Annotated in this window: 29 protein-coding genes and 2 pseudogenes; 18 read left to right on the top strand and 13 right to left on the bottom strand. The window is 43.5% G+C overall.

The window, feature by feature from the left end; translation table 11 throughout:
- Positions 1-217: 217 nt before the first annotated feature.
- On the top strand, positions 218-583 hold the full coding sequence (locus SELR_RS16670) for a hypothetical protein (RefSeq protein WP_014431232.1): 366 nt from the start codon (positions 218-220) through the stop codon (positions 581-583).
- A 62-nt stretch (positions 584-645) separates the two neighbouring features.
- On the opposite strand, the gene SELR_RS16665 is transcribed toward SELR_RS16670, so the two are convergent.
- The 3 genes from SELR_RS16665 to SELR_RS16655 all read right to left on the bottom strand — a co-directional run bounded on the left by SELR_RS16665 (position 646) and on the right by SELR_RS16655 (position 2,986).
- Positions 646-1,251: a DUF1847 domain-containing protein gene (locus SELR_RS16665; protein WP_014431231.1), complete on the bottom strand. Its 606-nt coding sequence runs from the start codon at positions 1,249-1,251 to the stop codon at positions 646-648.
- Between the two features lie 78 nt (positions 1,252-1,329).
- On the bottom strand, positions 1,330-2,088 hold the full coding sequence (locus SELR_RS16660; RefSeq protein WP_014431230.1) for a DUF134 domain-containing protein: 759 nt from the start codon (positions 2,086-2,088) through the stop codon (positions 1,330-1,332).
- 64 nt (positions 2,089-2,152) lie between these two features.
- Positions 2,153-2,986, bottom strand: coding sequence for an Mrp/NBP35 family ATP-binding protein (locus SELR_RS16655; RefSeq protein WP_014431229.1), 834 nt, complete (start codon positions 2,984-2,986; stop codon positions 2,153-2,155).
- A 330-nt stretch (positions 2,987-3,316) separates the two neighbouring features.
- Between SELR_RS16655 and SELR_RS16650 the strand changes: the two genes are divergently transcribed.
- From SELR_RS16650 to SELR_RS16615, 8 genes are all read left to right on the top strand, one after another.
- On the top strand, positions 3,317-3,625 hold the full coding sequence (locus SELR_RS16650) for a DUF188 domain-containing protein (protein ID WP_014431228.1): 309 nt from the start codon (positions 3,317-3,319) through the stop codon (positions 3,623-3,625).
- A complete protein-coding gene (locus SELR_RS18570) occupies positions 3,622-4,092 on the top strand; it encodes a GNAT family N-acetyltransferase (protein ID WP_014431227.1) in 471 nt (156 codons plus the stop codon). The genes SELR_RS16650 and SELR_RS18570 overlap by 4 nt, the downstream gene beginning before the upstream one ends.
- 125 nt (positions 4,093-4,217) lie before the next feature.
- Complete coding sequence (locus SELR_RS16640) at positions 4,218-4,631, top strand: peptide deformylase (protein WP_014431225.1); 414 nt, start codon at positions 4,218-4,220, stop codon at positions 4,629-4,631.
- Between the two features lie 23 nt (positions 4,632-4,654).
- Entirely contained in the window at positions 4,655-4,969 is a 315-nt protein-coding gene (locus SELR_RS16635) for a TIGR04076 family protein (protein ID WP_014431224.1), read from the top strand.
- Positions 4,969-5,169 carry an alpha/beta fold hydrolase gene (locus SELR_RS16630; protein ID WP_014431223.1) on the top strand — a complete coding sequence of 67 codons (201 nt, stop codon included), beginning with the start codon at positions 4,969-4,971 and terminating at the stop codon, positions 5,167-5,169. The genes SELR_RS16635 and SELR_RS16630 overlap by 1 nt, the downstream gene beginning before the upstream one ends.
- Positions 5,156-5,830 (top strand): DNA/RNA nuclease SfsA, encoded by a 675-nt coding sequence (gene sfsA, locus SELR_RS16625; RefSeq protein ID WP_014431222.1) that lies wholly within the window; start codon positions 5,156-5,158, stop codon positions 5,828-5,830. The genes SELR_RS16630 and sfsA overlap by 14 nt, the downstream gene beginning before the upstream one ends.
- Before the next feature lie 17 nt (positions 5,831-5,847).
- Positions 5,848-6,591, top strand: a complete 744-nt coding sequence (locus SELR_RS16620; RefSeq protein WP_014431221.1) for a class I SAM-dependent methyltransferase — start codon at positions 5,848-5,850, stop codon at positions 6,589-6,591.
- Between the two features lie 11 nt (positions 6,592-6,602).
- Positions 6,603-7,043 carry a hypothetical protein gene (locus SELR_RS16615; RefSeq protein WP_014431220.1) on the top strand — a complete coding sequence of 147 codons (441 nt, stop codon included), beginning with the start codon at positions 6,603-6,605 and terminating at the stop codon, positions 7,041-7,043.
- Positions 7,044-7,424: 381 nt separating this feature from the next.
- Here the strand turns inward: SELR_RS16615 and SELR_RS16610 are convergent, their stop codons facing one another.
- The 5 genes from SELR_RS16610 to SELR_RS16590 all read right to left on the bottom strand — a co-directional run bounded on the left by SELR_RS16610 (position 7,425) and on the right by SELR_RS16590 (position 13,154).
- Positions 7,425-8,666, bottom strand: a complete 1,242-nt coding sequence (locus tag SELR_RS16610; protein WP_014431219.1) for an IS256 family transposase — start codon at positions 8,664-8,666, stop codon at positions 7,425-7,427.
- Positions 8,667-8,731: 65 nt separating this feature from the next.
- Positions 8,732-10,066, bottom strand: coding sequence for a tetratricopeptide repeat protein (locus tag SELR_RS16605; protein WP_014431218.1), 1,335 nt, complete (start codon positions 10,064-10,066; stop codon positions 8,732-8,734).
- Entirely contained in the window at positions 10,045-10,899 is an 855-nt protein-coding gene (locus SELR_RS16600) for a diguanylate cyclase regulator RdcB family protein (RefSeq protein WP_014431217.1), read from the bottom strand. The genes SELR_RS16605 and SELR_RS16600 overlap by 22 nt, the downstream gene beginning before the upstream one ends.
- Positions 10,900-10,906: 7 nt before the next feature.
- Complete coding sequence (locus SELR_RS16595) at positions 10,907-12,595, bottom strand: hypothetical protein (protein ID WP_014431216.1); 1,689 nt, start codon at positions 12,593-12,595, stop codon at positions 10,907-10,909.
- 22 nt (positions 12,596-12,617) lie between these two features.
- Positions 12,618-13,154, bottom strand: a complete 537-nt coding sequence (locus SELR_RS16590) for a helix-turn-helix domain-containing protein (RefSeq protein WP_014431215.1) — start codon at positions 13,152-13,154, stop codon at positions 12,618-12,620.
- Between the two features lie 363 nt (positions 13,155-13,517).
- Here SELR_RS16590 and SELR_RS16585 point away from each other — a divergent pair, with 363 nt between their 5' ends.
- Entirely contained in the window at positions 13,518-15,101 is a 1,584-nt protein-coding gene (locus SELR_RS16585; RefSeq protein ID WP_014431214.1) for a PcfJ domain-containing protein, read from the top strand.
- Between the two features lie 44 nt (positions 15,102-15,145).
- Complete coding sequence (locus SELR_RS16580; protein ID WP_041914941.1) at positions 15,146-15,577, top strand: hypothetical protein; 432 nt, start codon at positions 15,146-15,148, stop codon at positions 15,575-15,577.
- A gap of 144 nt (positions 15,578-15,721) precedes the next feature.
- Here the strand turns inward: SELR_RS16580 and SELR_RS16575 are convergent.
- A pseudogene (locus tag SELR_RS16575) lies at positions 15,722-16,961 on the bottom strand (IS256 family transposase).
- A 746-nt stretch (positions 16,962-17,707) separates the two neighbouring features.
- Between SELR_RS16575 and SELR_RS16565 the strand changes: the two are divergent.
- The 4 genes and pseudogenes from SELR_RS16565 (at position 17,708) to SELR_RS16550 (ending at position 20,573) form a co-directional block, all read left to right on the top strand.
- Positions 17,708-18,199 (top strand): pyridoxamine 5'-phosphate oxidase family protein, encoded by a 492-nt coding sequence (locus SELR_RS16565; RefSeq protein WP_014431211.1) that lies wholly within the window; start codon positions 17,708-17,710, stop codon positions 18,197-18,199.
- Positions 18,166-18,282 (top strand): annotated as a pseudogene (locus SELR_RS19345) (glutathione peroxidase); the annotation flags it as partial. The gene SELR_RS16565 and the pseudogene SELR_RS19345, both read left to right, overlap by 34 nt.
- A gap of 496 nt (positions 18,283-18,778) precedes the next feature.
- Positions 18,779-19,783 (top strand): tyrosine-type recombinase/integrase, encoded by a 1,005-nt coding sequence (locus SELR_RS16560; RefSeq protein ID WP_014431209.1) that lies wholly within the window; start codon positions 18,779-18,781, stop codon positions 19,781-19,783.
- A gap of 277 nt (positions 19,784-20,060) precedes the next feature.
- Complete coding sequence (locus SELR_RS16550) at positions 20,061-20,573, top strand: AAA family ATPase (protein ID WP_014431207.1); 513 nt, start codon at positions 20,061-20,063, stop codon at positions 20,571-20,573.
- Positions 20,574-20,610: 37 nt separating this feature from the next.
- On the opposite strand, the gene SELR_RS16545 is transcribed toward SELR_RS16550, so the two are convergent.
- Entirely contained in the window at positions 20,611-21,234 is a 624-nt protein-coding gene (locus SELR_RS16545) for a LysE family translocator (protein ID WP_014431206.1), read from the bottom strand.
- Between the two features lie 169 nt (positions 21,235-21,403).
- Here SELR_RS16545 and SELR_RS16540 point away from each other — a divergent pair, with 169 nt between their 5' ends.
- Genes SELR_RS16540 through SELR_RS16530 form a run of 3 tightly spaced genes read left to right on the top strand, consistent with a single transcriptional unit; the run spans position 21,404 to position 22,528 of the window.
- Entirely contained in the window at positions 21,404-22,000 is a 597-nt protein-coding gene (locus SELR_RS16540; RefSeq protein WP_014431205.1) for a DUF5662 family protein, read from the top strand.
- Positions 21,963-22,298: an arsenate reductase family protein gene (locus SELR_RS16535; RefSeq protein ID WP_014431204.1), complete on the top strand. Its 336-nt coding sequence runs from the start codon at positions 21,963-21,965 to the stop codon at positions 22,296-22,298. Before SELR_RS16540 ends, SELR_RS16535 begins: the two co-directional genes overlap by 38 nt.
- Positions 22,299-22,306: 8 nt before the next feature.
- The gene (locus SELR_RS16530; protein ID WP_014431203.1) at positions 22,307-22,528 is read left to right on the top strand and encodes a fluoride efflux transporter FluC; all 222 of its coding nucleotides are present in this window, start codon (positions 22,307-22,309) and stop codon (positions 22,526-22,528) included.
- Between the two features lie 368 nt (positions 22,529-22,896).
- Here the strand turns inward: SELR_RS16530 and SELR_RS16525 are convergent, their stop codons facing one another.
- The 3 genes from SELR_RS16525 to SELR_RS16515 form a co-directional block, all read right to left on the bottom strand.
- Positions 22,897-23,301: a methylglyoxal synthase gene (locus SELR_RS16525; RefSeq protein WP_041914983.1), complete on the bottom strand. Its 405-nt coding sequence runs from the start codon at positions 23,299-23,301 to the stop codon at positions 22,897-22,899.
- A gap of 317 nt (positions 23,302-23,618) precedes the next feature.
- A complete protein-coding gene (locus tag SELR_RS16520; RefSeq protein ID WP_014431201.1) occupies positions 23,619-25,091 on the bottom strand; it encodes a glycoside hydrolase family 32 protein in 1,473 nt (490 codons plus the stop codon).
- Positions 25,092-25,121: 30 nt separating this feature from the next.
- Positions 25,122-26,465: a hypothetical protein gene (locus SELR_RS16515; RefSeq protein ID WP_014431200.1), complete on the bottom strand. Its 1,344-nt coding sequence runs from the start codon at positions 26,463-26,465 to the stop codon at positions 25,122-25,124.
- Between the last annotated feature and the right edge of the window lie 12 nt (positions 26,466-26,477).

Here is a 26,477-nt window from a genome sequence, read left to right as displayed (position 1 = left end):
ATTTTAAAATCTGCATAATAATCTTGTCAGGATCTGTATCATGTGTTACCTTATTAGTGAAATAATATTACACATAGAGTGAAGTGATAAAAAAGACGGTCCAGCAGCAAGGCAATCAATTTGACCTTTTATTAGACAAATGTTAAAATAATATTAGAAAAAGAGTGCAAGTCTAAGGCTCGCACTCTATATTTTTATGTAATATGGAGGAGTTTACATGTTAAAAGTCAAGAAAATGTTTACCGCACTTATGCTAGGCCTTTCTTTGGCATTAAGCAGCCAGATGTTTGATACCAATACGGCAGCTGCTCAAGATGTTTGGGCATACAGCTTTAAAGATGGTGGTTCAATTTATGTTATGTCAGAAACTATCTGGCACGAAAAGTATAGAGGCTATCACGTTACGATAAAGGATATTGACTGGAACGGCGAATGTGGCAAGGTAAAATTATTCTTTGCTCAGGGCGAAGGTGGCTGGTGGTACAAAGACGAAAGAGCAGGTCGTACTGCCCCTATGACTAAAGTTAGTGGTGATCCGAAGATGGAGGCAATAATCAAAGTAGTTCTTCAGTACGCAAAATAATTACGATCGCATTAACCATAAACTCATAAGAAAAGCCGCCTAACGATGTCCAGTCATGTTTTTCACACTTCTCCCTTATCCATAATTCCCAGCTTCCTTTTCCAGTAACGGGAATAGATGGCTCCCAGAGGATTATGGGCCAGTAGTCTGTCCTTGACCACCAGCGTGGTGACGGGGCCGGGGCAGCTGGCGTTGAAAATGGTATCGTGTCCCACGCAGAGGCCGCAGGAGATGAAAAGCTCCGTGCCTTTTTCTGCCAGGATCTTGGCCTGGAATTTTGGATTGCACATGGCCTCGTGCGTGAGCTCGGGCTTGACCTGTTTCAGGTCAAGCTCTTTTTTGTTGAAGCTGCAATTCTTGCAGCAGACACTGTAAAACTCGAAGCCCTGTTGCTCATAGTAGCGGGCAATATAGCGGGCTTCGGCATTGAGGCCGATGCAGAAGGCCATGCCCAGCTTTTTGTAGCCCATGGCCTTGGCAAATTCGGCTGTTTCCTGGAGTCGGGTGATGTTACTGTAAAAGGTGCCCTCCACATAGGCGGCAGCTTTCATAATCTGACGTTCTTCATCATTATAAGATTCCAGAATAGTTTCCCGGTCGATGCCGGTGCAGTTTACTCCCTTGGTATAGCAGGCATGAGTCCTGCAGTTGGCACAATCAGCTTTCATGATGAAACCCTCCTAAATTGTACTGGAAAAAGGTGCCAGGCAATTCGCCGGGCACCTTAAATTTTTTATGGTAAATAATTAGTGGCAACCGTGACCATGACCGCCGCAGCCATGACCGTGACCACCGCAGCTATGACCTTCGCCATGGCCGTGACCATGATGGTCGCAGTGAACAGCGGGGTCGTAAGCCAATTTCCCTGCCAGGAAATCATTTACTGCTGCATCTGCGTCACCCTGAACGCCGCCGTACAGGGTAATACCTGCCTGAGCCAGAGCATTCTGAGCACCGCCGCCAATGCCACCGCAAATCAGGGTGTTGATGTCTTCCTCCTGCAGGAGCGTGGCCAGGGCACCGTGACCAACACCGTTGCTGGAAAGAATATGGGATTCCTTAACCGCATTATCTTCAATGGTATAAACCTTGAAGGTTTCCGTGTGGCCGAAATGCTGGAAAATCTGACCGTTGTCATAGGTAACTGCAAGTTTCATAGGGCTGTTACTTCCTTTCTGCATCGATAATCGTACGGGATGGGGGCTATGCTGACAAGCGGGGCAGAGTTCGAAGTTTCCGCCACTGATGACCAGAGGACGGCCTTCTACTAAACACCCGGCCATCCGTTTGCGGGCTGCCAGATACAAGGCCTGCACTGTAGTGCGGGCCACGCCCATCTGCTTGGCACATTCTTCCTGGGTCATACCCAGGTAATCAAGCAAACGGATGCACTCATATTCCTCCAAAGAAATAATGACCGCTGGGGTATCCTCTCCTTCCTGGGGCACAAAATGCGTACAGGGAGGAAGGGCACTTACCCGGCGTTTTTTCAATGGTCTGCTCATCATTAACCTCCGTTTTTGACATATGTCTTAATCATATTTTACCATGTTTTTGACATATGTCAATTTAATTATCGATTTTCAGCAGCTTTTCGGCAGCATCCTGCAAGTAGATATTTTCCGTGGCTTCAATCTGACCGGCATCACAGTCGGCGGCCAGTTTGGGCTGCATAGGAATGCGGCCGAGGATATCAAGGCCATACTGCTGTGCAATCTCTTCCAGGTGGCTATGGCCGAAGATTTCATGCTTGCCGCCGCAGTCTGGGCATTCAAAGTAACTCATGTTCTCCACGATACCAAGGATGGGAACATTCATGGCGCCGGCCATTTTCACAGCTTTTTCCACAATCATGGAAACCAGCTCCTGGGGGCTGGTCACGATGATAATGCCGTCCAGTTGGATGGACTGCATAACCGTCAAAGGTACATCCCCGGTTCCCGGCGGCATGTCAATGAACATATAGTCAATGTCGTTCCAGATGAAGTCATGCCAGAACTGCTTGACCACGCCGCTGATGATGGGACCACGCCAAACAACCGGGTCGGTATTGTTATCCAGCAGCAGATTCATGCTGACAATATCGATGCCGCCAGCTGTGGATACGGGATAAACGCCATCCTGATTGCCGCGGATTTCTTCGTCTACCCCAAACATCTTGGGAATGGATGGGCCGGTGATGTCGGCATCCATAATGCCCACATGGCAGCCTTTGCGGGCCATGGCTACGGACATTAGCCCCGTTACCAAAGATTTGCCTACGCCGCCCTTGCCGCTGACTACAGCGACTACATGGCGGATATTACTGAGTTCATGGGGTTTTTCGTGTAAATCCTGTTTGCGGGTGTCATCACCGCAGGTGGTTCCGCAGGAACTACAATCGTGATTACATTCTTCTGCCATCGTTACAGCCTCCTAAAATATAAATCTGTTTTATAGTTCCTATTATAGGCTGTTTTAGACATATGTCAATAATTGCAGCTCAGTTCACGCATGCTCATCGATTCCTTTTTGAAAAATTTAGGGCTTTGATAAAATAAAATGTCCAAGCACTGACTTTCAGCAGAAGAGCTGAACCTGCGTCAGTACTTGGACACTTTTTTCCTTCATCCGGTGACGAAGGTAGTGTTTATTTATTCGATTAGTGGTATTCTATCATTATAGGGTTGGCAATGTCAATAATTTGTGTTCGAGTAGCAGGGATGAGTTAGTAGAGTTGGAAATGAGGTCGATATGAGAATTTTTGTTGATGCGGATGCCTGCCCGGTGGTGCGGCAGACGGAAGAAGTGGCGAAGGAATACAGCGTGCCGGCCATGGCCCTGGGGAAGCGGGCTTACGCCATGCATCAGAATGGCTGGCAATATACCAATGAAAACATAGAGCGGCTGCTGATGGAACGTCACCTCGCCAAGAAGGCCCGTCGGGCCTCGGGCAAGCATCACTTGAAGGGGCCGCGAAAACGCTCGGAGGAGGATAATCTGCAATTCAAGAATAAGCTGGAGAGATTGCTGATAAAATTGTTGGAGCAGGTGAATACATGAATCGTATAGTACTAAAAACAGAACGGTTAAGACTATATGTAGCATCAAAGGCAGAAATGGAGCAGATTATTGAAAGACAGACCGACGGGGATCTTCAAAAGGCCTATCAGGAAATGCTGGATGGCTATCTGGCCCATCCTGAGCAGGGAGAGTGGTACGCAATCTGGATGGTGACGCGCCATGATGGAGTGCAGGTCGGGGATTTGTCCTTCAAGGGGCTCAATGATGATGGCTCGGCGGAAATCGGGTATGGGATAAAAGATGAATTCCAAGGGCAGGGCTATGCCACGGAAGCGGTCATGTCTGCTGTTGATTGGGCTTTGAAGCAGGTTGGTGTATTGCGTGTAGAGGCTGAAGCAGAGCCGGATAATACAGCTTCACAGCGGGTATTGGCAAAATGCGGTTTTGTCCCCAATGGCGTCATTGGCGAGGAAGGGCCTCGCTTTGTGAGGGTGAAAAGTCAATGAAGCGGACAGAAGAATGGCATGAGCTGGCATCTGGAGAACTGCCGAAGCTGATGGCAGATAAACTGGAGCGTTTTGAATTGCCCCAGCCGAAGAACCGGTCTGGGGGCTGAAAGGCAGGAAGAAAAATGGTAAAAGACATAATGAAGGATTTGCTGTTCCTGGGCCGGAAGGCTGAGGCGGCGACCAAAGAGGATATAGCTATCGCAGAGGACTTGCTGGACACCCTTCGGGCTCACAGGGACCACTGTGTGGGCATGGCAGCTAACATGATTGGGGAGAGAAAGGCCATTATTGCCATAGCAGAAGGAAACAGGCTCACGGCTATGCTGAACCCTGAGGTGGTAAAGAAATCGCCAAGGACGTATAAGGCTGTGGAGGGCTGTCTTTCCATTCCCGGGGAACGTGAAGTTGAGCGTCATGACTGGATTGAGGTCAAATACCGCGATATGGACTGGCACAAGGAAAAGCGGAAGTTTACAGGCTTCGAGGCAGAAATCGTACAGCATGAGCTGGACCATTTGGAAGGGAAGCTTATCTGAAGCAGAAATTGGGGGGAACTGGCATGAAAAAAGTAAGGATAACCGTCATGCGTAAGGCCTGCTATCCTGATTTAATGGAAAAATACGAAAATCCCCTGGAGCATGCCTGTGATATGGAAGAAGGGACAGTTTTTATTGCCAATGGCTGGCAGCGGCCGGAGGGAATGTGTGAAAGTGCCTGGGAGTCCATGTCCGCCTTTGTCATGGGACTGGCCCATGGGGCAGAGAATTTTTACGAAGGCTGGATGAAGAACCCACGGTCAGCAATGATATCCTGCAATGATGGCTTTCGCCCGGTCAGTTTTCTTTTGGAAACCATGGATGAAGAGGCAACCTGATGGCAGGGAATAAATGGAATGTGCCGACGCAGATTCTGTACGGCGAAAAGGACCAGCTGACATCACTGGCAAAGCTGCAGGATTTTGCTGAAAAGCATCATGCAGGGCTGACTGTTATGGAAAATGGCGAGCACTGGTTCCATACGGAAGAACAGATGAAGTATTTGGACGATTGGATTCGAAAATATGAAATATCATAATATTAAACAGGCGAAATTTTTGGCCCGGCCAAATCGTTTCGTGGCTAAGGTTCAGGTGGATGGCAGAGAGGAAACGGTTCATGTGAAGAACACGGGCCGCTGCCGGGAATTGCTTCTGCCCGGGGTTAAGGTAATCTTGTCCGAGGCCGACAATCCCAACCGCAAAACACGCTATGATTTGATTGCCGTGGAAAAGGCAGGGCTGGGCCTTGTAAATATCGACAGTCAGGCCCCCAATAAAATCGTGCAGGAATGGCTGGCAGGGCAAGATTTTGACTTCGTCAAGCCGGAGTATAAGTACGGGGAATCCCGTATAGATTTCTATATGGAGCGGCAGGGGCAGAAATACCTGCTGGAGGTCAAGGGCTGTACCTTGGAACTCAACGGCGTGGGCTATTTCCCCGATGCGCCCACCGAGCGGGGTGTCAAGCATATTCACGAGTTAATCAAAGCACGGCAGGAAGGCTTTTGTTGTGGCCTGGCTTTTGTCATCCAGATGCCCAAGGTAAAGGAAGTGCAGGCGAATATCGAAACACATTCAGCCTTTGGTGAAGCATTGGAAGAAGCAAAGGCGGCAGGTGTCAAAATCATTTTCCTTGGCTGCACTGTCGGAATGGATTGTTTAACTATTGATAAGTCGCGGATAAGTGCAGATTTTTAAAGAAAGGGGTGGCGAAAATGGACATAGAAAGTATGGCCCGTTATTGGTCTCAGGACGCGGAGAATTATGGCAATATCATACAGGATGAACTGGCCAGTTTTCGTGTGGAGGCATGGCAGAAGCTTTTGCGGGAAAAGATGCCCGCTGATACACATAGGGTGCTGGATTTGGGCTGTGGCCCAGCCTTTTTTTCTATCATCCTGGCCAAGATGGGGCTGGAGGTGACGGCCGTGGATTGTGCCGAGGGAATGCTGGCCCAAGCACGGCAGTTGATTGAAATGACCGGGGTAAGTGTAGACCTGCAGCAAATGGATATCAACCAGCTGGATTTTGCCACAGGCTCCTTTGATGTTATCGTGAGCCGCAATGTTACCTGGACGCTGTCCAATCCCTGGCAGGTTTATGCAGAATGCCAACGATTGCTGCGGCCAGGGGGACGCTTATTGCTGTTTGACGCCAATTGGAATATGCCCCTGTATGATGAGGATATGGCCAGGCGGGCAGAAGACAGGCGGCAAGAATGTTTGCGGCAGTATGATGATGCTCTGGAAGTCGCTGATGAGGTTACGGAACCTCTCGATCCCTTGCAGTTGCCTCTGAGTGGCACGAAGCGTCCCTATTGGGATGTGGAACTGCTTCGCAGCATGGGCTTTGGCGAAGTACACGCAGAATTTGACCTGACGGAAAGACTTTGGGACGAAAAGGAACGGCTGCTGTATGGAGAAACACCGTTATTTGGTGTTTTCGCCACGAAATTCTAGGGAGACCCATAATGCGTACATATGAGTATGGCAATATCCAGGCGGATATCGTTCTGGTCCAGCCAGTTGGCGACCATGATTTAGCAGGGATTGAGGCAGAAGTGGCTGAAATTCAAAGGCTGACCAACAAAGGTTTTCGCCTTTTGGCTGTCAAAGTGGAAGATTGGAATCGTAACTTGTCCCCTTGGCAGGATCCGGCAGTTTTTGGGAATGATGATTTCGGTGATGGTGCCAAGAAAACACTGGCGGGGATATTGAATCTGTGTCAGGAGAAAGCCAGGAATCCAGTCATGGGCAAGGTGGGGGATTGCATTCGTGATGCGTATGGATGGCTAAATGAACGGGGAATCAGCTGTATTTTGGAGTGGAATAAAGGCGGTCACTTCAAGGAGCCAGAACTCAGGATGGCCAGAGCTTTTGCTTGGTTGCTAAGAGGCCATCAAGAAAATTAAACAGAAATAATTGTGGAAGGTAATGGCTGGCGTTTCCTGAATCGAAAAATGGTATGGAATTTCACTTATACTTGCATAGAGATATTCATAAAGAGGGATGAAAAAATAATGAGTATGGCAATTGTCGCCAACAGACAGACAAGAGATATAAGTTTAGATTATGCAAAAGGGATAGGTATATTTTTAGTAATATTAGGTCACGTGATATGTTATACTGATTGTTCAAATGATGCAAAATACTTTAATCATATTATCTATTCGTTTCACATGCCTCTTTTTTTATGATTTCAGGAATGCTGTTGTATAAAAAAATTAGTTCAACTGAGAGGGTGTGAATAAAAGTCTGTAAAAGGTCTTCTATGATTTCAGCATGGATGTATTTTACGGTTGTAATCTATCAGGGTACATAATGGTCAGTTCGCCCCTTACTTTGCCCCAGTTTCGGATGGGCATGGACCATTTCTTGGTAGCTTCAAACGTTGCCAAATACAACGCCTTTAGCAGGGCCTGTTGGCCGGGGAAAACACTTCTCTGGCTGTTCAGACGGCGGTACGAGGAATTTAGGCTCTCAATGGCATTGGTCGTGTAAAACGCGGTACGGACGTCTGTTGAGAACTTGAATATTGGCGTTATTACATCCCAATTGTCAAACCAACGCTTCAGTGCCGCTGGATAATGGGGCGTCCATTTTTTGTCCACTTCCTCCAATCGCTTAACGGCGGCCTTCTCATCAGGGGCGGTATAGATGGTGCGGAGATCTTTGGCAAAATTTTTCATGTCTTTGTTGGCGACGTATTTCAGCGTATTGCGCACCATGTGGACAATGCAGCGCTGGTGCTCTGTTTTCGGAAATGCTGCAGAAATGGCCTCTTTCAGGCCGGTAAGCCCATCAGAGCAAAGAATAAGGATATCCCTTACGCCACGGTTCTTGAGACTGTTCAGAACATCCAGCCAGTATTTGCTGCTCTCATTTTCGCCCACTTCAATCGTAAGGACTTCCTTGCGGCCATCTTCATTTATTCCCATCACGACATAGGCAGCCAATTTGGTAATCATATTGTCATGTCTTACAGAAAAATGGATGGCATCAATGAAAATTATGGGGTAGATACTGGAAAGCGGTCTGCTCTGCCATTCCTCAATCTGAGGCAGAATTTTATCGGTAACATCGGATATGAACCCTTCTGAAGCCTCGAAGCCGTAAATGTCTTCCAAAGTTTCAGAGATCTGTCTGGTGGTCATGCCTTTGGCATACATAGAGATAATTTTCTCGTCAATGGCGGAAATATCCTTCTGCCGCTTCTTGACAACCTGGGGCTGGAAGGAGGACTGACGATCCTGCGGGACATCAATCTGAAAGCTGCCATAGCTGCTATTGAGGCTCTTGGGTTTATACCCGTTGCGGGCATTCTCACTGTCGGAACGCTCAGACTTGCTATAGCCCAGATGCTCATCCATTTCCGTTTCCATCATTTCTTTGATGGTGCTGCCGAGCAAATCTTTCAGGGCATCTTGGATATCTGTGGCGCTCTCGATGTTGTACTCTTGGAACAGCTGCTGGATGATGGCACGCTTGCCATCGGTCATTTCTACCTTGTGAATCTCTTTTTTCTTTCTTGCCATAACAAAAGGCCTCCTATGATTTGATTATAGTTTATCATAGAAGACCTTTTGATTTCGAGGGAAAGTTAATTTACAGAGATTTTTTCATAATAAATTTTACCAAGCATTTTTAAGGAGTCTATATAAGAAGTTTTTTCATAATAATATATTGCTATATCATTATTTTTTTCTACACCTAAACCGTGATAAAATAAACAACCAAGATTATAAAATCCCCAACCAAAGCCATCCTTTGCTGCTAAATGAAACCATTTATAAGCAGAAGTATAATTTTTTTCATTAGCGAATATAACCCCTATAGAATTGGCAAATTTGCCAGCCGAATTATCTCCTATATCATATGCTTTTATATAATATTCTTTAGCCTTTTCTATATCTATACTTACGCCACGGCCATTTTCATAGCTAGAAGCTAAATTACTCCATCCATAAGAATATCCTAATTCACCTGCTCTTTTAAACCAATGATTAGCTGGTTCATTTTCCTTTTTTATTTCATGATATACAAGGCCAATTTGGTTAGCGATTTCTCCAGAGCAATTACCATGTAAATTAAAAGATTTTTGATAATAGTATATTGCTATATCTGAATCTATTTCTACTCCAATTCCATAATGATAACTTTTTCCAAGATTGTACCAACCCTCGTTATAGCCATTTTCTCCAGCAAGCTTGTACCATTTGTTAGCTTCGATGTAGTCTCTATCAGCAGCATAAAGCAAGCCTAGTTTGTTCATACTTTTAAAATGACCTAATTTTGCTGCGGTAAGATACCATTTTTTTGCTAATTCAGCATCTTTTTCTACGCATCTACCATATTCATAACAATATCCAAGTTCATATTGAGCAAACATATCATTTTGGTAAGACAAATCTTTTAATTTCTCAATAATATCTTCCATAATTAATACATCATCTTCATTAGGAATTGTACTAATCATACAAAGAGGATCTTGTAAATATGCCCCCTTCTTTTGCCAGGATTCTCCTATTGAATGGAATTCAACAGAAGAATAGTTTCGATAAATATCTCCAAGAAGATACATAGCTTTTGTATTTCCTGATTCTGCTAATGGAAGAAATTTATCTGCAGCTTCATTCATGTGGCAATGAATATATAAATCTATTGCTTCATGTAGTGTTGTTTCTTGTTCGAGAAATAGAATTTTTTCTGCTTCAGCCTGCTGTAGAGTATACAGAAGTTCTACTATAAAATTATAAATACTAATTTTGGTATTAATATTGACTAATGCCGATTGGGAAATATATTTTTTAGTGAGATTATCTCGTAAATCATTTCGTGTTATTTCATTTTCCTTTACATCTATACAGCCCAATGCAGAATCAATAATATAAGATTCAGTAGTATCTAATAGTTCTAATTTATTAAAAACTCCCAATGGGATAATATGTGAGAATTCATCTGTTGGATTGATAATTGCATTCTTGAATAATTTTTTTTGAGCAAAGGTTTATCATGAATCTCTTTTAACACAGTATAGTAGTTTACGTAAGAGTTTGGGGATATTTTTATATCTGACATTGCAGTTTTCAATAATAGTAAATCTGGAAAAGACCAATTTCCATTTGTTAGTTCATAAAAATCTCTAACAAGGCAAACAATTTTCTTGGTATTATCCATATTTATGTATTCTTCACCATTGAATTCTTGATATTTTATGGAATTACACCATTCCAATAAATTGATTTTTTGTTCTGCTATATCCAGACGAGTTTCATAATGATAAAATCTATTTCTATTTTTTTTTATAAAATCTTTTAAAAAAGAATATATTCTTTTGGATTCTTTATTTTTAGATATTATTGAAGCATTAAGTTTATTATTGACAGCAGTAATAAGTGTGAAATTTATTAGGTTTTTTCTTTCGAGTTTTTGTAATATTTCTAATGCTGCATATTGTGCAGCTGTGTGATTACTATTAATCTTATTTTGTAAATTCTGATTACTTCCTGTTATTTCACCTATTATACGATGAAAAAAATTCCTTTTAGAAAGATTTAATTCTGCTTTATCACCTTCCGTCATCTCAGTAACACATTCAAATACTAAGCGATTGATTTCTTTTCTATTATCATTATATTCAGAAATAAGTTGCTCAATGTTTATATCCAATGTTATTTTTTCATCATTTGTAAAAATATTATTATCAAATATATCATTATCAACAATATTATTAGTATTTACTTTAGTGATAACTTTACCGTTAAACATAATAGTGTCACTCCCTCATAAGCAAATTCATTTCCTTTATATACTCATCAATTTCTAATTCTTGATTGCTGATAATTTTTTTAAACATCTCTTCATTATTTGACATTTTTATTAATTCATTACTGGCTTGCATCGATATTTTATTAAATTGACTGGTTACATACCATGCTTTATTTGATACATCCCTTGAGACTTCTCTTTGCATAATTTGTCTTCCAAAAGTTTGCGTATCAACTGTGCTATCGCTGAAATATTCTTCTAGTTCACCATCACGTTGCCCCATGTCAAGTATATGTCCAAGTCTAAATATGAAAAGTTCATTAGATGGCAAAATAATTCTGTTGGAAGATGTACGCCACTTTACAGTATTTTCGATAACTTCAATCAATATATTGCGTGCGAAGGAATGGCGATCTTGACTGGCAAACATATCTAGCAATTTATCATTTTCAAGTTTGATTTTTAGATCTTCAAGTACAATTTCTAATTCAATTTGGCTAAGAAAGTATTCCTCTACTAAAGGAATTAATTCATCATTTATGATAGTAAGCATCTTTTTTGCATCATCCTCAACAAAATGAGAGAGAAGTTTTTCTGCACTACTTCCACCTACAATACTTCCTGTAATACCGCCTGCGACTGTACCAAAGGGTCCCGCTACAGCTGTTCCCACTGTTGAACCAATATATCCTCCGCCTATTCCAGCTGTGATAATACTTACTTTTTTGAACAACTCAGTAGCGGATATTCGTCCACGGAAAAAATTTGTTATATCTACTGCCGATAGACAAATTACCATAACGCCTGCGGCGATGGCGTTGCTACGTACGAGTTTAGCAAGATCTTTAGTTGCAGATTGCCCAAAAATAGGGGCGCCTTGCTTTAGAGATGAGACCAAAAGACGACGTATATTCGAGGGAAGCATCTTTACCAACTTAATTGACGGTGTCAATAAACACCTATTCATTTCAGTACGTGCAATTTGTGAGGTTAATACTGATCCAACAAAGGCTATTCCTCCAGATTGTAAACCAAAAAGCATGGCTTCATCTATGGCACGTTCCTGAGTCTTTCCCTGCCAAATTGCCCGAGCATAAGTGACTATTGCCGAAATTCCCATCGCACTGGTAGCAATGACAATGCCATGGGCTGCATCAAAAATTAGAGAATCTATATTACCAGCTTTGGCTATGCGACATGCAGTTTTATAATCAACGTTTCCCTTGCGAATCAATCGTACTGCATCGCCTGGATCAGTAACGCCAGGAATTTGCCCGCGCTGTATTCTTTTTTTCATGTATTTGATAGCATCTTGATATTGATCCTTGGGGACTTCAAGCTGCATTGCTTGTCCATTTGTATCGATGTAACGATATTGTCCATTCTTAAATGCTGCATTTACAGTATTAACTGCTGTTTTACAATACTTAGTTTGAATTAGTTCTCCATCTACTTTTCTATCAGGACCATTTTTCTTATTGTTATCACCTAAAATCTCCGCGTCATGACCACTTATTATATCCTTAATATGATTTGCTTGTTCAGCTGCATAGCCCTGACCTTGACGTGAATTAAAGCGCGTTAATCTATCTGCGTGAGAGCCACTTTCTATCGCCCCGTGATAAGTACCTGAAAATTCTTTTGTATTATTGATATATTTATCTTTTTGTGAATTAAAATGTACTCTTTTATTCATGGTTATACACCTCAAAACATAATTAAGGGGTTAAATCCATAGCCCTTTCAATTTCTATTTCTTTTATTTTCTGTTCAAGCTCATTTATCTTGATTTTCTTTTCAAGAATTAGCTTTTCATTCTCAACGGATTTGTCTTCCAAATTTAACGCCTCTATTTGAAGATTTAATCCTTCTATTTCTTTATCTAATCGTTGGATCCCTAGTTTATAGATGCGTTCTTTATCCTTTATAGTATTGTTATCACTATTACCAATGAATCCAATGCTTTTTATCAAACTATATATACCAACACCTGCACCAACCACTGGATTTAATGCAAATGCTAATTGGAAAGGTGATAATTCTTTAAATGGAGAAACATTATTTTTTTTTGCATATTCTAATAGGGATTCTTTTTCAATTTTGTACCCTTCGCGAACATTTGAACCAGGAATGGCTTTTATTTCGTTATTGCGTATTTTCTTTCTTATAGTATATTCTGTAAGTCCTAATAGTTCAGCAGCTTGTTTAGTTGTAAAAAAATCCTTAACTTCCGTTACACTTTGTTGTATAGACATTATAAATTGCCCTCCTATAGATACCAATTTTAATTATAAATTTAATTTATTATAAAATAAATATATATAATCTATATTTATCAGCAGAGCTTATATATGTTTTTTAAAAATCGCAGTTTATCTATTTAATGGTATATTAACATGTATATAAAATACTGTCAATATATTATTAACAAATTAATTAACAAATAATATATTGACAACCATAGAACATTTAATGTATTATGCTTAATAAGCTATAATATTTTTACTGATTATATGATTAAGTAATATTGGAAGTGAAGTTAAAAGTACTTTCTGTGCATATCGATTATCAGAGAAATTAATAGATTTAGTAAAATTATCTTAGAAAGGAGCTTAACTATGAAAATAGCTACCTATGAAACAAATGAGAATATTCATATAGATTACAATGACAGTCTGTGGAACGCCTATTATGGCGCTGGTACTAATGTAACAGTTCATAAAAAGAAGATCTTTGGCTATGATATACTAACCAGACAGTGGATAGAAGACAAAGTTTTCGAGTTGAACATTGATGAGCAGATAAAAGATCTAGTCCACGAAGAGGAACAGCGATTATTTATTCCTCGTCAATGGACTGTAGAATTCAGAACAAATGGCATTGTAAACGTATCATTGCAACTGAATATGATAAATATAGTTAATGGGACGGTTGTAACTGTACAAGAAAAGGAATGGCTGACAGAATGTGATTTTCTCCATAGCAAGGTACAGGCATGGCCCATGACGATGCTTAAAAACAAGTCTGATAGAGGCTGGATAGGGGCATATGTATGTGAAGAATCAACTGTTTTTCCAGATATGCTTGGTGCTGCCTATGTTGAGATTCCCACAGCAGTCACAGAGACAGCTATTTCATATATGCAAGAAATGGCTAAAGAAGAATTCGGGTTTAATCCTACTTATATGGGAAATATCCATGGAATGAGGCACATGATAGATTTTTGCATGAGGCCGCTGGACATAAACATTTGTCAATTTCGACATCTAGTAGGAAAAGATTATGAAAAATTGTTTCCCAGAGAACAAAGTGATAACTATCGAGTTCTTTGCCGTTTCTTTCGGATAGATAATCCTCCTAAGAGCCTAAGAAAACTGTATGGAGAATCTCCGGAAAGTATTGTGGCCTATTTGCTACTCCGTCAATTAGGTTTCTGTGACATCAATGTAATACGTCGATTCTTCTATCGAAACAAGCTCTTTAGTTGGTCTCTCATGAGCATGGATTATCAGAAAGAGCATTCAAGACTAGCTAACAGCATTCATGACCGTGATGCATATCTTTATTGGTTGGAAAGATTCTGTCATTGGTACCTGCAATATCGTCCAGAAACAGCTTTGGCAAACTGCCTACATCCTTTGGCAGTGTCAGATGAATGGGATCAGGATGCTATAGATATTTTGCGAATGTTTATAGAAGCCAATATAAATGAAGATGACAGCATATTACACAGGGACACAAAACGTAGATTACTACGAGATGGTTTTACTCATGAAGTACATGATTTTTTAATGGAAGAACTTCCAGGTATTCTTCCTCAAAGACGAGAATGGAATTTTAATAATTTGCCGACAAAACCACTACAGAATATAGTCATCGATTATACTAAGTACGAACTAAATTATGAAGATGTTATTGATGACTATCATATAGTATTGCCAAAGGATACCAATGAAATCCGCAATTATGGCAAACGATTCCATAACTGTGTGTCCAGTTATTGTAGTAGTGTAGTTGGAAAAAGAACATTGATTTTAGCTATGATAAAAGACGAAAAATACATCGCCTGTCTTGAAGTTCAACAAAACCGCTTGGTACAAGCTCTAGGACCATGCAATCAACATTTATCAACGGCAATTGGCGAAATTATATGTCGCTGGGCTGATGATAAGAAAATTGCATATAAAGTGAAACGAAAATAAGTAAAATTGATGTTTGGGATATATTAAGAAAGTCGAGGTTAACAATGATTAATCTTTTTAATCAAAATTTAGACCATTTAAATATGTTTCATAAAAGTAAAATAAAAGAAATAGCCAAAGAAAAAGCTATAGTTAAATCAAGTAGTCATAAGTCATATTATCGAAATAATGAATATAAAAAAGTTCCAGTAAATATAAAAATAGAATATACCAAACATGCATATAATAGAATGGCTTACCGCGAAATAAAATTAAAAGATGTTGAAAGTTCTATAATTCGTGGCATTAGTAGTATAAGAAGATTATCTGATAACTTAGATAATAATTTCAAAATCTATTCAAATAAGCATTTCATTGTGATACCAGGTGAAGCTTACTTCGAAAAGAATGTATCTGTGATACGCATAAGAGTTAAGACTGTATTTATTAGTCCTGAGCCTTCGTATCATAACCATGAGAAAATGATATTTGTTTAACACGCTACTCTGAGGCTGTCCCAAATTCTGTGTAAACTCCCTGTAGTAATGTAAAACAGGGATAGTATATTTTCTCTTTCTATATCGAAGTATAGAAACCCTTTTGTCTGCACGTCAAGAAATTCTTGGCAGTGCAGACATTTTTTATTCCGGAATCCTCCCATCAAAATAAATGGCAAACTGGGCATGAATAAGGCTCCAGTCCTGGCGGCGTCCTGTCCATTTTCTGGTAATATCCATCATGGACAGATAGAGCATCTTTAGCAGACTGTCATCTGTAGGGAATACGGACTTGGCTTTTGTCACTTTCCGTAATTGGCGGTTAAAGCCTTCAATGGTATTGGTGGTGTAAATCAACCTTCTCAGCTCCGTAGGGAATTTGAAGTAGGTGCTCAAATTGGCCCAGTTATCCTGCCAGGATTGGGAAATCTTGGGATATTTCTTATCCCAACGCTCTGAAAATCGCTCCAATGCAGCCAGGGCAGAGGGCTCGTCTACCGCAGCGTAAACCGCCTTCAAATCAGCCATAAGAGCCTTGAGGTCTTTGTAGCTGACATAATTTACTGGAATTACGCAGTTGGTGGATAATGCAGTTCTGTATATCTGTCTGAGGGAAAACCGCCTCAATGGCTGCTGCGAAGCCTGTCAGGTTATCTGTGCAGGCAATGAGGATGTCTTCTACGCCGCGGTTTCTGAGACTGTTCAGGATGTTGGCCCAGAATTTGGCACTTTCGTTCTCGCCTACCCACATCCCCAGTACATCCTTATGTCCGTCCATGTCAATGCCAATGGCGATATATACGGCTTTCTTGACGATCTGCCCCTCACTGCGGACATGGTAATGGATGGCGTCCATAAACACCACGGCATAAAGGCTTTCCAGTGGACGCTGCTGCCACTCTCTGGCAATGGGCAGTATTTTGTCTGTGATGCGGCTGATGGTGGTGTCCGACACATCGATGCCATATATGTCACGGACATGTGATTCAATGTCACTGGTAGTCATGCCTTTGGCATACATCGAAAAAATCTTCTCTTCTATGTCCTGACTGATGCTGGCCTGATTCTTTTTGATGAGCTGTGGGTCGAATTCTCCCTTGCGGTCTCTGGGAACAGAGACTTCAACCTCGCCAAAGCTGGTGCGAAGGTTCTTTTTGCTATGTCCGTTGCGGCTATTGTCGGTATCTTTGTTTTTATAGTCATACTTACCATAGCCAAGAGACTCATCCAGCTCGATTTCAAGGCCGTTTTCCATAAACTCGGCAATGGTTTCCTTGAACAAGTTTTGGATGTCCTCCATACTGCCAATGTTGCTTGCCTGCAACAACTCCCGAATCTTTGCTCTGCGAGCCTGTTCTTCTGGACTGCGTGTTTTTCTGCTCATGATAAAACCTCCCCAAGTGATGCTCCTATTTTACATCACTGGGGAGGTTTACACAAAATCCGGGATAGACTCATATACAAATAATGTTGTTAATATGCACACATTTGCTTTTGAAAATATATTAGTTTTTATCGCAACTGGAATACTGGGGTCTGTGTCTATTATTAGTCTTTGTTATGTTTTCGAAAATAAAAATTGCGTTTTTATTTCAAATGCTGGTAAAAATTCATTCGATTTAATGATAACTCATCATCCACCTTTTCCTTTTATACTAATATTTGCTTTTTTTAGTAATAAATTTACAGGTGACATTATAATATCTATTATTTTTATATTAACTTTGATTTATACATATATAACTACACGCTTCTTGCAAAGCATTAGAAGGTTTTGTAAGAAAAGAAATATTAAAATATATTTTTAGGAAAAATTATCTTTATTATAAAAACTTTAGCATTATTATAACGAGGAAGACGATGTCCCCCACCTCTGCAGGTGGGGGGCTCATCGCATAACAAGCGACGAGGATATATCTTCCGCTTCGTTGAAACGCCAAGAGAACGATTTTTTTCCGACAAATCTGGAACAACGGCATTATAATGCTAAAGACAGCTTGTAGACAAATAGTAAGCTGGTCAGGTATCATTAAAGATACCTACTATCACAAAAAATCGTACTTGTGTGGTGGTTTTTCAAGTCGCATAATTAAAGCAGTTCAATAAAGTGACCCATGGAGGCATCATACTATGACTAATGTAGAAAAGGTAAATGAGTTTCTGGACAAGGCAAAAACATTCTATTTCCTGACCACGGATGGTGACCAGCCGAAGGGGCGTCCCTTTGGGTTCCACATGTTGGTGGATGGCAAGATATACTTTGGCTGCGGCATCTTCAAGAACGTCTACAAGCAGCTAGTGGCCAATCCCAAGGTAGAGATCTTGGCCGTAGCTGGCGGTGAGTTTATGCGGTATGACGGTATGGCCAAGGTCGTCAAGGACGATGCTCTGCTGGCTAAGGTACGGGAGATAATGCCTCAGATAATGGACTTATACGATAAGAACGGCTGGGAAATGGGGCTTTTTTACCTGGAGAACGGCCATGCCGAGATTCGTGGCATGCTGGACCTGAAGGAAGAGTTTGATGTCTGGAGGAAAAATGGCGAAAATGCCTCCAATTCCCGTGGAAAAGGAAGGTTCCGTATGAAAACATCAAATGGAATTTCACCAAGTTCCTGGTAGACAGAGAGGGCAACGTAGTAGCCCGCTTCGAACCCACTTTTGATCCTGCAAACATGGCAGGGGAGATTGAGAAGCTGCTGTGATTCTTAAGGCAGCGGCATTCTATCCTGGCTCATAGTCAGCCCGCATAATAACAAAGGCCCCTTGGCAGCTATAGCGGCAAGTGTACAGCAGACTGCGTTCATCATATTCCACCCGAAGATAGTCAGGAACTACGTATAGCATAAAACTAATTTTATCCTTTCAGAAAAACGACCTCGCAGGATCGCTTGTAACGCATGAAAAGAGATCGATGCATATATTTTATCGCATGAAACGTAGCATCGCTCAGAATGGCTGCCAGATAGCTTAAAAGGGATGTTCTGCATTTTGCCCTCAAAATAAATGTAAAAGCAAGCTATATGTTTGTTTTTGGCCGAGGTAATCGGAACTTGATTTATAAATTGCTACCAAAAGAGAGATTTGTTATATTTTAGTGTTGCTAATTATGCTTATCCACAGTAAAATGTTAATAAGTGGAATTTTTTTTTCGTACTGCTCTATAATCATTAACAAAGAATTACTGCGGGAGGCCTGGCCATGCCTGATAAAAATTTGACAACAATAACTAACCAGCTATCCTCGACACTGGATGTCCAGCAGATTACTCCAGACTATTTTTTAACGCATTATGCTGAGTTCATTCCCCGTGTCATTGCCAAAGGGAATCCATCTTCGGACACCATGCGACATTACTGCAATCAAATTGATTTCTTCATCCGTTGGTGCATTGCCCATGAAAGGCATCCACTAGCCATGAATGAGTACCAAATTATGATGTACCGTGAATTCCTGCTGAACCGACAGTACAAGCCCGACAGCATACAGGTTATGCTGGCCGCTGTCCGTGCTTTTTATACAGCTGCCAAGAAAATTGACCTGATAAAGGTCAATCCTGCTGCAGATGTGGAGGCTCCATCTGTTGGCAACAGTACGAATGCACTATTGCATTTCTACACGCCACAACAAATGAATGAAATCATCTATATTTTTGACGAAGATACGGATGATTTTACCAGAACCCGAAACAAGCTCATCCTTTATCTGATGGGTGTTGAGGGACTGCGAAACATCGAGGTTCACCGGGCCTGCGTGGAAGACATCAATTGGGAAGCCAATGCCATTATGGTGCGGGGCAAGGGCACCAAGGGCCGAATGGAGCCTATCTATCCTTGCGAGGAGACCTTCGAGCTTATCAAGGAATACTTGAAGGCTATTCCCACCGACCATGCAATAAAAAAAGACGGCGTTCTCACGCCGTTGATACTTTCTTCTTCTAATAGGAACTTTATGGGACGCATTTCCCGGAACGGAATTCGGTCCATCATGAACAAGGCTCTGGAGGCATGCGACCTGAAGCATCCTGGCTACTCCTGCCACGTGTTCCGGCACAGCTGTGGTACCAATCTGTACCAGGAAACCAAGGACTTGCGACTGGTGCAGGATATTCTCCGTCACCGTGACCCAAAGGTTACAGCTAGGTACGCCCATGTGGCAGACCGGCTCTCAAAGCGGTATACCTCCAAGCTTGTCCCGCATGATTAACATCAAATCACCAAACACCGGTCATTTTGCAACCTTCTCCCAGTAATTGATGCGTAAAACATCACCTGTCTGTAGTTCTCTTTCCAGAAGCCAATCATTTAGCTCCCGTATTCCTTCCCGGAATTCTGTTTTGTCCCGGGCTCCGTTGGTCATTATGCCATCACAATCCATTACTTTGCCAAAATATGGTATACTTATTGTAGTTGTCGTATAAGCAGCATAGCAAGGCATCAGCTTTAGCCTTGTGCCTATATTTTATGTAAGAAGGACGGTAACATTGAAAGTACTGAATTTTTATGGCGGTGCAGGCATCGGCAAGAGCACCATCGCCGCAGATATTTTTTCGAAGCTGAAACGAAAAGGGCATAAAACAGAGCTGGTTGGAGAATACGCCAAGTGGCTTTGGTACCAGAATGCCACGGATATCGTACAAGACCAGCTCTATCTGTTTGCGGAACAGGTTCACAGACTCAAGACCTTGGAACGCTATGGCGTGGAGTATGCAGTCTGCGATTCGCCACTCCCGCTGAATATTATCTATAACAACACGCCGGATGAGCTCTTTGACCAGCTAGTGATGCATGAGCACGCCAAATTTGATAATGTAGAATATCTCCTGCGTCGTAATGACGAGTTCATCAGCATTGACGGCCGCAAGGAAACAAATCTGGAGCGGGCCAAGGTCAAGGATGAAGAAATCAAGGCCGTTCTTGACGGAGCTGGCATTAGCTATACCATCATATCCCCATGGGAAACAGATAAGGTGCTGCTGGATTTGAAGATGAAATGAAGCATGAATAAGGAGGCAATTTATATGACGATACGTACTATGCCGGAGTCACTAAAATCGCCAGAGAAATAATCAGCAGCACCACACCTTGGATGATGCCCAAAGTATGGTTGAGATTTCTCTTCCGGGCGATGAAATCCCGTACCTTCCCGGCGCAAAGGGCAATGACAGAAAAGATTACAAACGCCTGCAGAGCAAAGATAGCTCCTAGCAATGCTATCTGCCAGCTGGCAGTACCACTTGACTTGTCAATAAACTGGGGCAGGAAGGCCAGAAAAAACAGCAGCACCTTGGGGTTCAGCACATTCATCAGCACCCCCCGGCGATAGATAGCACCGTAAGGCGTCGTGTCCCCGGCCTCCCCCAGCTGCAAATCCCCTTGGGCATGAAAAGCCTGCCAGGCCAGATACAGGAGGTAGGCTGCCCCCACAAATTTCAAAATCGTAAAGGCCAGCGGCGAGCTTTGGATCAGCGCTGCGATCCCCAGCATCACCAGCCCGGTATGAAAGACAATGCCGCTGGATAATCCCGCACTCAAAGCCACTCCTGACCGGGCACCATCGGCCAGACTCTTGGACAGCAGATACATATTGTCCGGCCCCGGTGCCAGCGTCAGCATTACGGAAGCCGTCAAAAAATATACAAGGGTTGTCGTTTCCATAATCTCCCTCCACGGTTATCATCATAATGAACTGCTTTCATTATAATATGTTCTGCTCTTTTTTGCATATGACGATGTTGGATTTTTCTCCCGGCAATATTTGACGATAGTTGGAAACCGCACTATACTTGTTCCATGATAACTATCAATAATTTTGGAGGCTTTTCTTGTGAATCTGGTAAAACGTGTCTGTGGCCATACCTGGATGATCCTGCGTCATAAATACTGGGTTTTCCGCTTTTGCTGTATTGCGGGGATTCCCTGGCAGGGATTTATGCATGACTGGTCAAAATTCTCACCCACTGAGTTTATCGAAAGTGTGAAATACTACAATGGCAAGGTTTCGCCCATAAAAATCTGCAAGAAGAAAAACAACGGCCTATCCATGGCCTGGATTCATCATCATGGACGCAATCTGCATCACTATGAGGCCTGGTGGGATAATTTCGACCATGGTGCCTACCCCCAGGATATGCCATACAAATACGCCGTAGAGCTGATTTGTGATTGTCTCGGCGCCGCTAAAGCCTATGGCCGGGATAAGTTCACCTTTCAGGCTGAATACGAATGGTGGCAGCGCAAACGTGCAACCGGTATTGGCATGAGCCCCAATATGCAGGACTTTGTGGAAACGGTGCTCAGCAGACTGGCGGAAACAGAAGATTTGTCTTTGCTGCACGCCAAATCAACGCGGCAGATTTATGAAGCAACTGTGAAAGGAGCTAAACATGAACATCCAGATTTTTGGGACCCGGAAGTGCAATGATACCAAGAAAGCACAGCGTTTTTTCAAAGAACACGGAATAAAGTTTCAGTTTATCGACATGCTGGACAAGGGCATGAGCAGAGGTGAGTTCCAATCCGTCGCCAAGGCCCACGGGGGCATCGATGGCATGATTAACCCGGATTGCAAGGACAAGGACGCCCTGGCCCGGGTAAACTATATGGCCGATAAGTTGGAAACTATCCTGGAGAACCAGCAGGTCATCAAAACACCGGTGGTAAGAAACGGCAAGGAATCAACCTTGGGCTATGAGCCGGATATTTGGAAGAGCTGGCGATAAATTAAGCAATGGCAAAATCCACAAATATGCTGCCCGAATCCCTTCGCCTCTTGCTGACTGTCGGGTTTTTAGGCGGGTTCACCACATTTTCCTCTTTTAGCATGGAAACCTTAACCCTCATCCGTGGCGGCAGCCTGTTCCTTGCCTTTGCCAATATTGGGGCGAATATCTTATTGGGACTGGGAGCCGCTCTTATCGGTTTCTTTATTAGCTCATCCATATTGAAGTAAACACGAAACTCGGTGGGAGAAAGCGTATTTATCCCCTTGCTGGACAGCTTCCGCAAATCCTGTAAGAAACCTGAGATAATCGGCACCTACAACAATTCTGAAAGCATCAAGCAGGCGGTCATGGTAGGTTTCGGTATAGCCGTGCTGTCCAAGCAAGCGGGTTGCCCATCGGGAACTTGCCACAGGCAGCCTTATCCAGTTTGATATTCCCGGCATTTCCTTTACATGGACCTTCCGGATTGCCTGCCATGTCAATAAATATCTGACACCGGCCATGGAGAACTTCATTGACCTTTGCGGCGAATGGGATACAGATTCATAGGTTATAGCCTATGATAATCATCAAATCATAGTATTTTACAATTTGCCTAGTGAGTGCTAGGATATCTCTCCCTGTCTTCCAGCTTCCTGCTTGCATACTGCAGCAGGATATGGGCGCTTTTCCGATTGGTTGCCAACGGGATGTTGTGTACATCGCAAAGTCTCAGCAATGCATTGATATCCGGTTCATGGGGCTGAGAAGTCAGGGGATCCCGCAGGAAGATCACATAATGCACCTGCTCGGTTGCCACCCGGGCGCCAATCTGCTGGTCGCCGCCCAATGGGCCTGACATCATGGTCTCCACCTTCAGCTGATAGTTCTTGTTGACCAGCGTTCCTGTGGTCTTAGTGGCAATCAAATGGAACTTGTTGAGCAAATCCTTATGATGACCAACAAAATCCAGCATTTCATCTTTCTTCTTGTCATGAGCAATCAGGGCGATTGTCTGCATCTTCTCATTCATAACTAACTCCTATCAATATCTACAAAAATAATGAAGACCGTATACTCTTGCGAACATACGGCCTTCACTTTTTTATCATGGGGATTATAACCCCGGGGGAATCCTGAAACATTTTATCCTGCCCGATCTGAACAATTGGGGAAGTGCGCGGCCAGGGAAAGCCACGATATCAGGCAGACAGCAGCTCTGAAAATGTTTCCTTCATGAACCGTTCTGGGGATCATTGAACCGGTTCAACCTTATTCCATTATATCAGCCAATATGCTTCTGTCAAGGTTTTCTGCAACGATTTCCTGAAAATCTTCTTAAAGTGTACTGCTGCGCAGATTGGTCAAAGTGACTGCACTGCCCGTGGAGAAAATCCCCCACTGATGCTCCGGCAGACCATACATGCGAGTGCTCAGGGCCATCTGATCATTGATATAGAGTACGGCCACCGTACCATCTATGAGCAGGGTAAAGTCATAGCTTTCGCCTGACTGCAGGCTGACCGGTACAGACAGTTCCGGATTGGCCTTATTTATGCTGGTGGTATCCGTATTATAGAAAGCCACCTGTTGTGCTTTCTGGTCAAATACCAGATTCAGTGAACCGGTCTGATTGGGCCCCACATTGAACATCAGGCCGAATTTTCCCTGCTGACTGTCAGGGGTAAAGCGCCCTGTAATCTTGCGGATGCCTTCCATCTTGTGCATCACCACATTCGCAAAGCCCTGTCCGCCAAAGCGATAATCGTGGCCCGCTGTAGTCACGTCTCCGTTCTTTGTCAGCGGCGTAAGCACTACTTCCTGCTGCAATCGTTCCGTAACTTTTTCCACTGGTACCGGATAAAGAGTACCATCTTCCCGCTGCTTGAGCTGATGGGCCACGAGATTGCCCGCCCAATCCGTGGGGCACTTGTCCTGCTGGTCGGCCTTGGTGGGTGTCCAGCCCACCAAATAGAGATTTTCCTTATCCTGAGCCAGTTTCCCAGCATAGAAGCCGCTGGCGTCAAAATAATCCCGCTCAGGCTTCATGAAGGGCCCCTGGGAATCCTTGGCCACACGGTAATGCACCACCCGGGCCGGCCACTGATCCGAGAAGGTCAGATACCAGTAATCGCCATATTTCACCAGTGTTGGGCATTCCATATTGGCATCGCTGCCCATATCGTTCTCAAAGAAGATGCCCTTATCTTCCCAATGCTTGAGATCCTTGGATGTATAACGGGCAATCACGCCCCGAGCCTTTTTGCTGCGGGTGGTGATAAGCATCCAGTACTCGTCATAGTCTGCATTGTAGAACACATTGGGATCCCGGAAGGTGTCATCGTAGATATATGGCTTACTGCCATGGAAACTGTCCTCGGGCAATTTCTGCCAGCTCACCAGATCACGGCTGACCGCATGCATGATGTTCTCCTTGGGCATGCTGCGCCAATTGAAACCGGTGTAGAAAGCATGGTAAAGCCCATCCTTGTCCTGCACCACCGAGCCCGTGCCCAGCGCCGAATCCTTGGCAAACTCATTCGTATTGTCATAGGGAATGACCAGACTGTCATGATGGTAATCCGTAAAATCCTTGGTGGTAAAAAGGCTCCAGGGGTGGAATCCCACATCTCCGTCACGCAGATCCTCCAGATAGAAGATCCGGAACTGCTGCCCATCGTAAAAGGGCATGGTATCCCCCACCCAGCTGTAACCTGTATTGGGGAAAATCGATGGATAAGCCAGTGCTGGAGAGCTGTTCAGGCAAAGGCTGGAAGCGGCCAGCAAGGCTGCCAGAATCTGTTTTTTCATCCTTCATGTCATCCTTTCATCATTCACCGCTTAGAAATATACTTCCCACTGGGTGCGGAAGAAGCTGTAATCATCCCGCTTGCCCGTAAGCCTGCCCGTTCCCGGGTCAAAAAGCCCCAGCTTGCCAAAAGTGTAGTTAACCAATAACTTGGTATTGCGTACTGGGACAAAGTCCACACCGATGCGGATACCATTGAACTCGCCAGCCCGATGATCCCATACGGACTTGCCCGGATTTTTATCGCTGAGTTCCCGGTTATAATCCCCATTGGTGGGGTCGATAATATCATCGTTGAACCAGTTGGTCATACCCGTATGGCCCCGCTGCAGATACTTCTTGACATAGATATCAAAGGAGCCGGGAACATCGGGCTTGGCCTCTTTATACTGCAATTGGATAAAATGTGATTTATTCAGAGTTTCTGAATCTGATTTGGCCATAGCTGCCCATAACTTCAAGTCACGATTCAGCTTTGTATCAAAGCCCAGGGAGAAGGTCTTCCGCCGCAGGTTGTCATCCCGGCGGGTCATGCGCCCGTAATGGGAGGTGATATTGGTATTCTTGGCTACAGGGATCTCACTGATCAGGGACAGTACCCGGAAATTCGTGCTGCCGCCTTCGCCCCAGACATCCCGCTTGTTTTCCGTATCACCATAGAGCGTCTTGCTGTAGGTATTGCCGGAATTCAAGGTGAAATTAGCCTTGCGTCCCCATTTTGTTGGAATGCCGTAACTTGCCTGCCAGCCGTCAATCTTTTCGTCAAAGGTGAACTTATAGGGGGATTGCAGATAATAGCGGCCCAATTTGACATTGACTTCGCCCACACGGCCTTCGGCATAGAGCTGCAGGACCGGCCGGGAATACTTCTTGCCGCCGGGTGCATCATAGCCCCCATCCCCTTCATAGGCGCCATGGTTGGTCGAGAGATTGTTCTCGAATTCATGTTCGCTATGGAACGACCACCGGTCATTGATGCGATGATTGACAAAGAGATTGAGCCATACCGATTTCATATCCGTGCCCTTGAAATCCTCAAAATGCTGTTTGTCCCATCTAAGGCGGCCATAACCGTGGATATCCACTTTAGGCTCATTGGTCTTTTTCTCCACCTTCTTCATGCGCTTTTCCAGGCTGCCCAGCTGGGCATTGAGCCTGTCCTGCAGTTCCTTGGCCTGCTGCAGCTGCGCTTGCAACTGACTGCGCATTTCCTGCAGGGACTCCTGGGTTACCGGCGCAGCTGAGCCATTTGCCGAACCTGCTTCCTGTTCCAGCACCGCCGGTGTATCCACAGCAATCGGCTGCGCTCCTGCCGTGCCGCAGGTTCCCCAGGCCAGCGCCGGCACCAGGCCGCAGGCCAGTAAATTCTTCTTCATAACATTTTCCTC

The sequence above is a fragment of the Selenomonas ruminantium subsp. lactilytica TAM6421 genome (assembly GCF_000284095.1).
In the GTDB taxonomy this organism is placed as follows: Bacteria; Bacillota; Negativicutes; order Selenomonadales; family Selenomonadaceae; genus Selenomonas_A; species Selenomonas_A lactilytica.
Note: the sequence above shows the minus strand (reverse complement) of the source record. Positions and strands in the feature narration are given on the sequence as shown.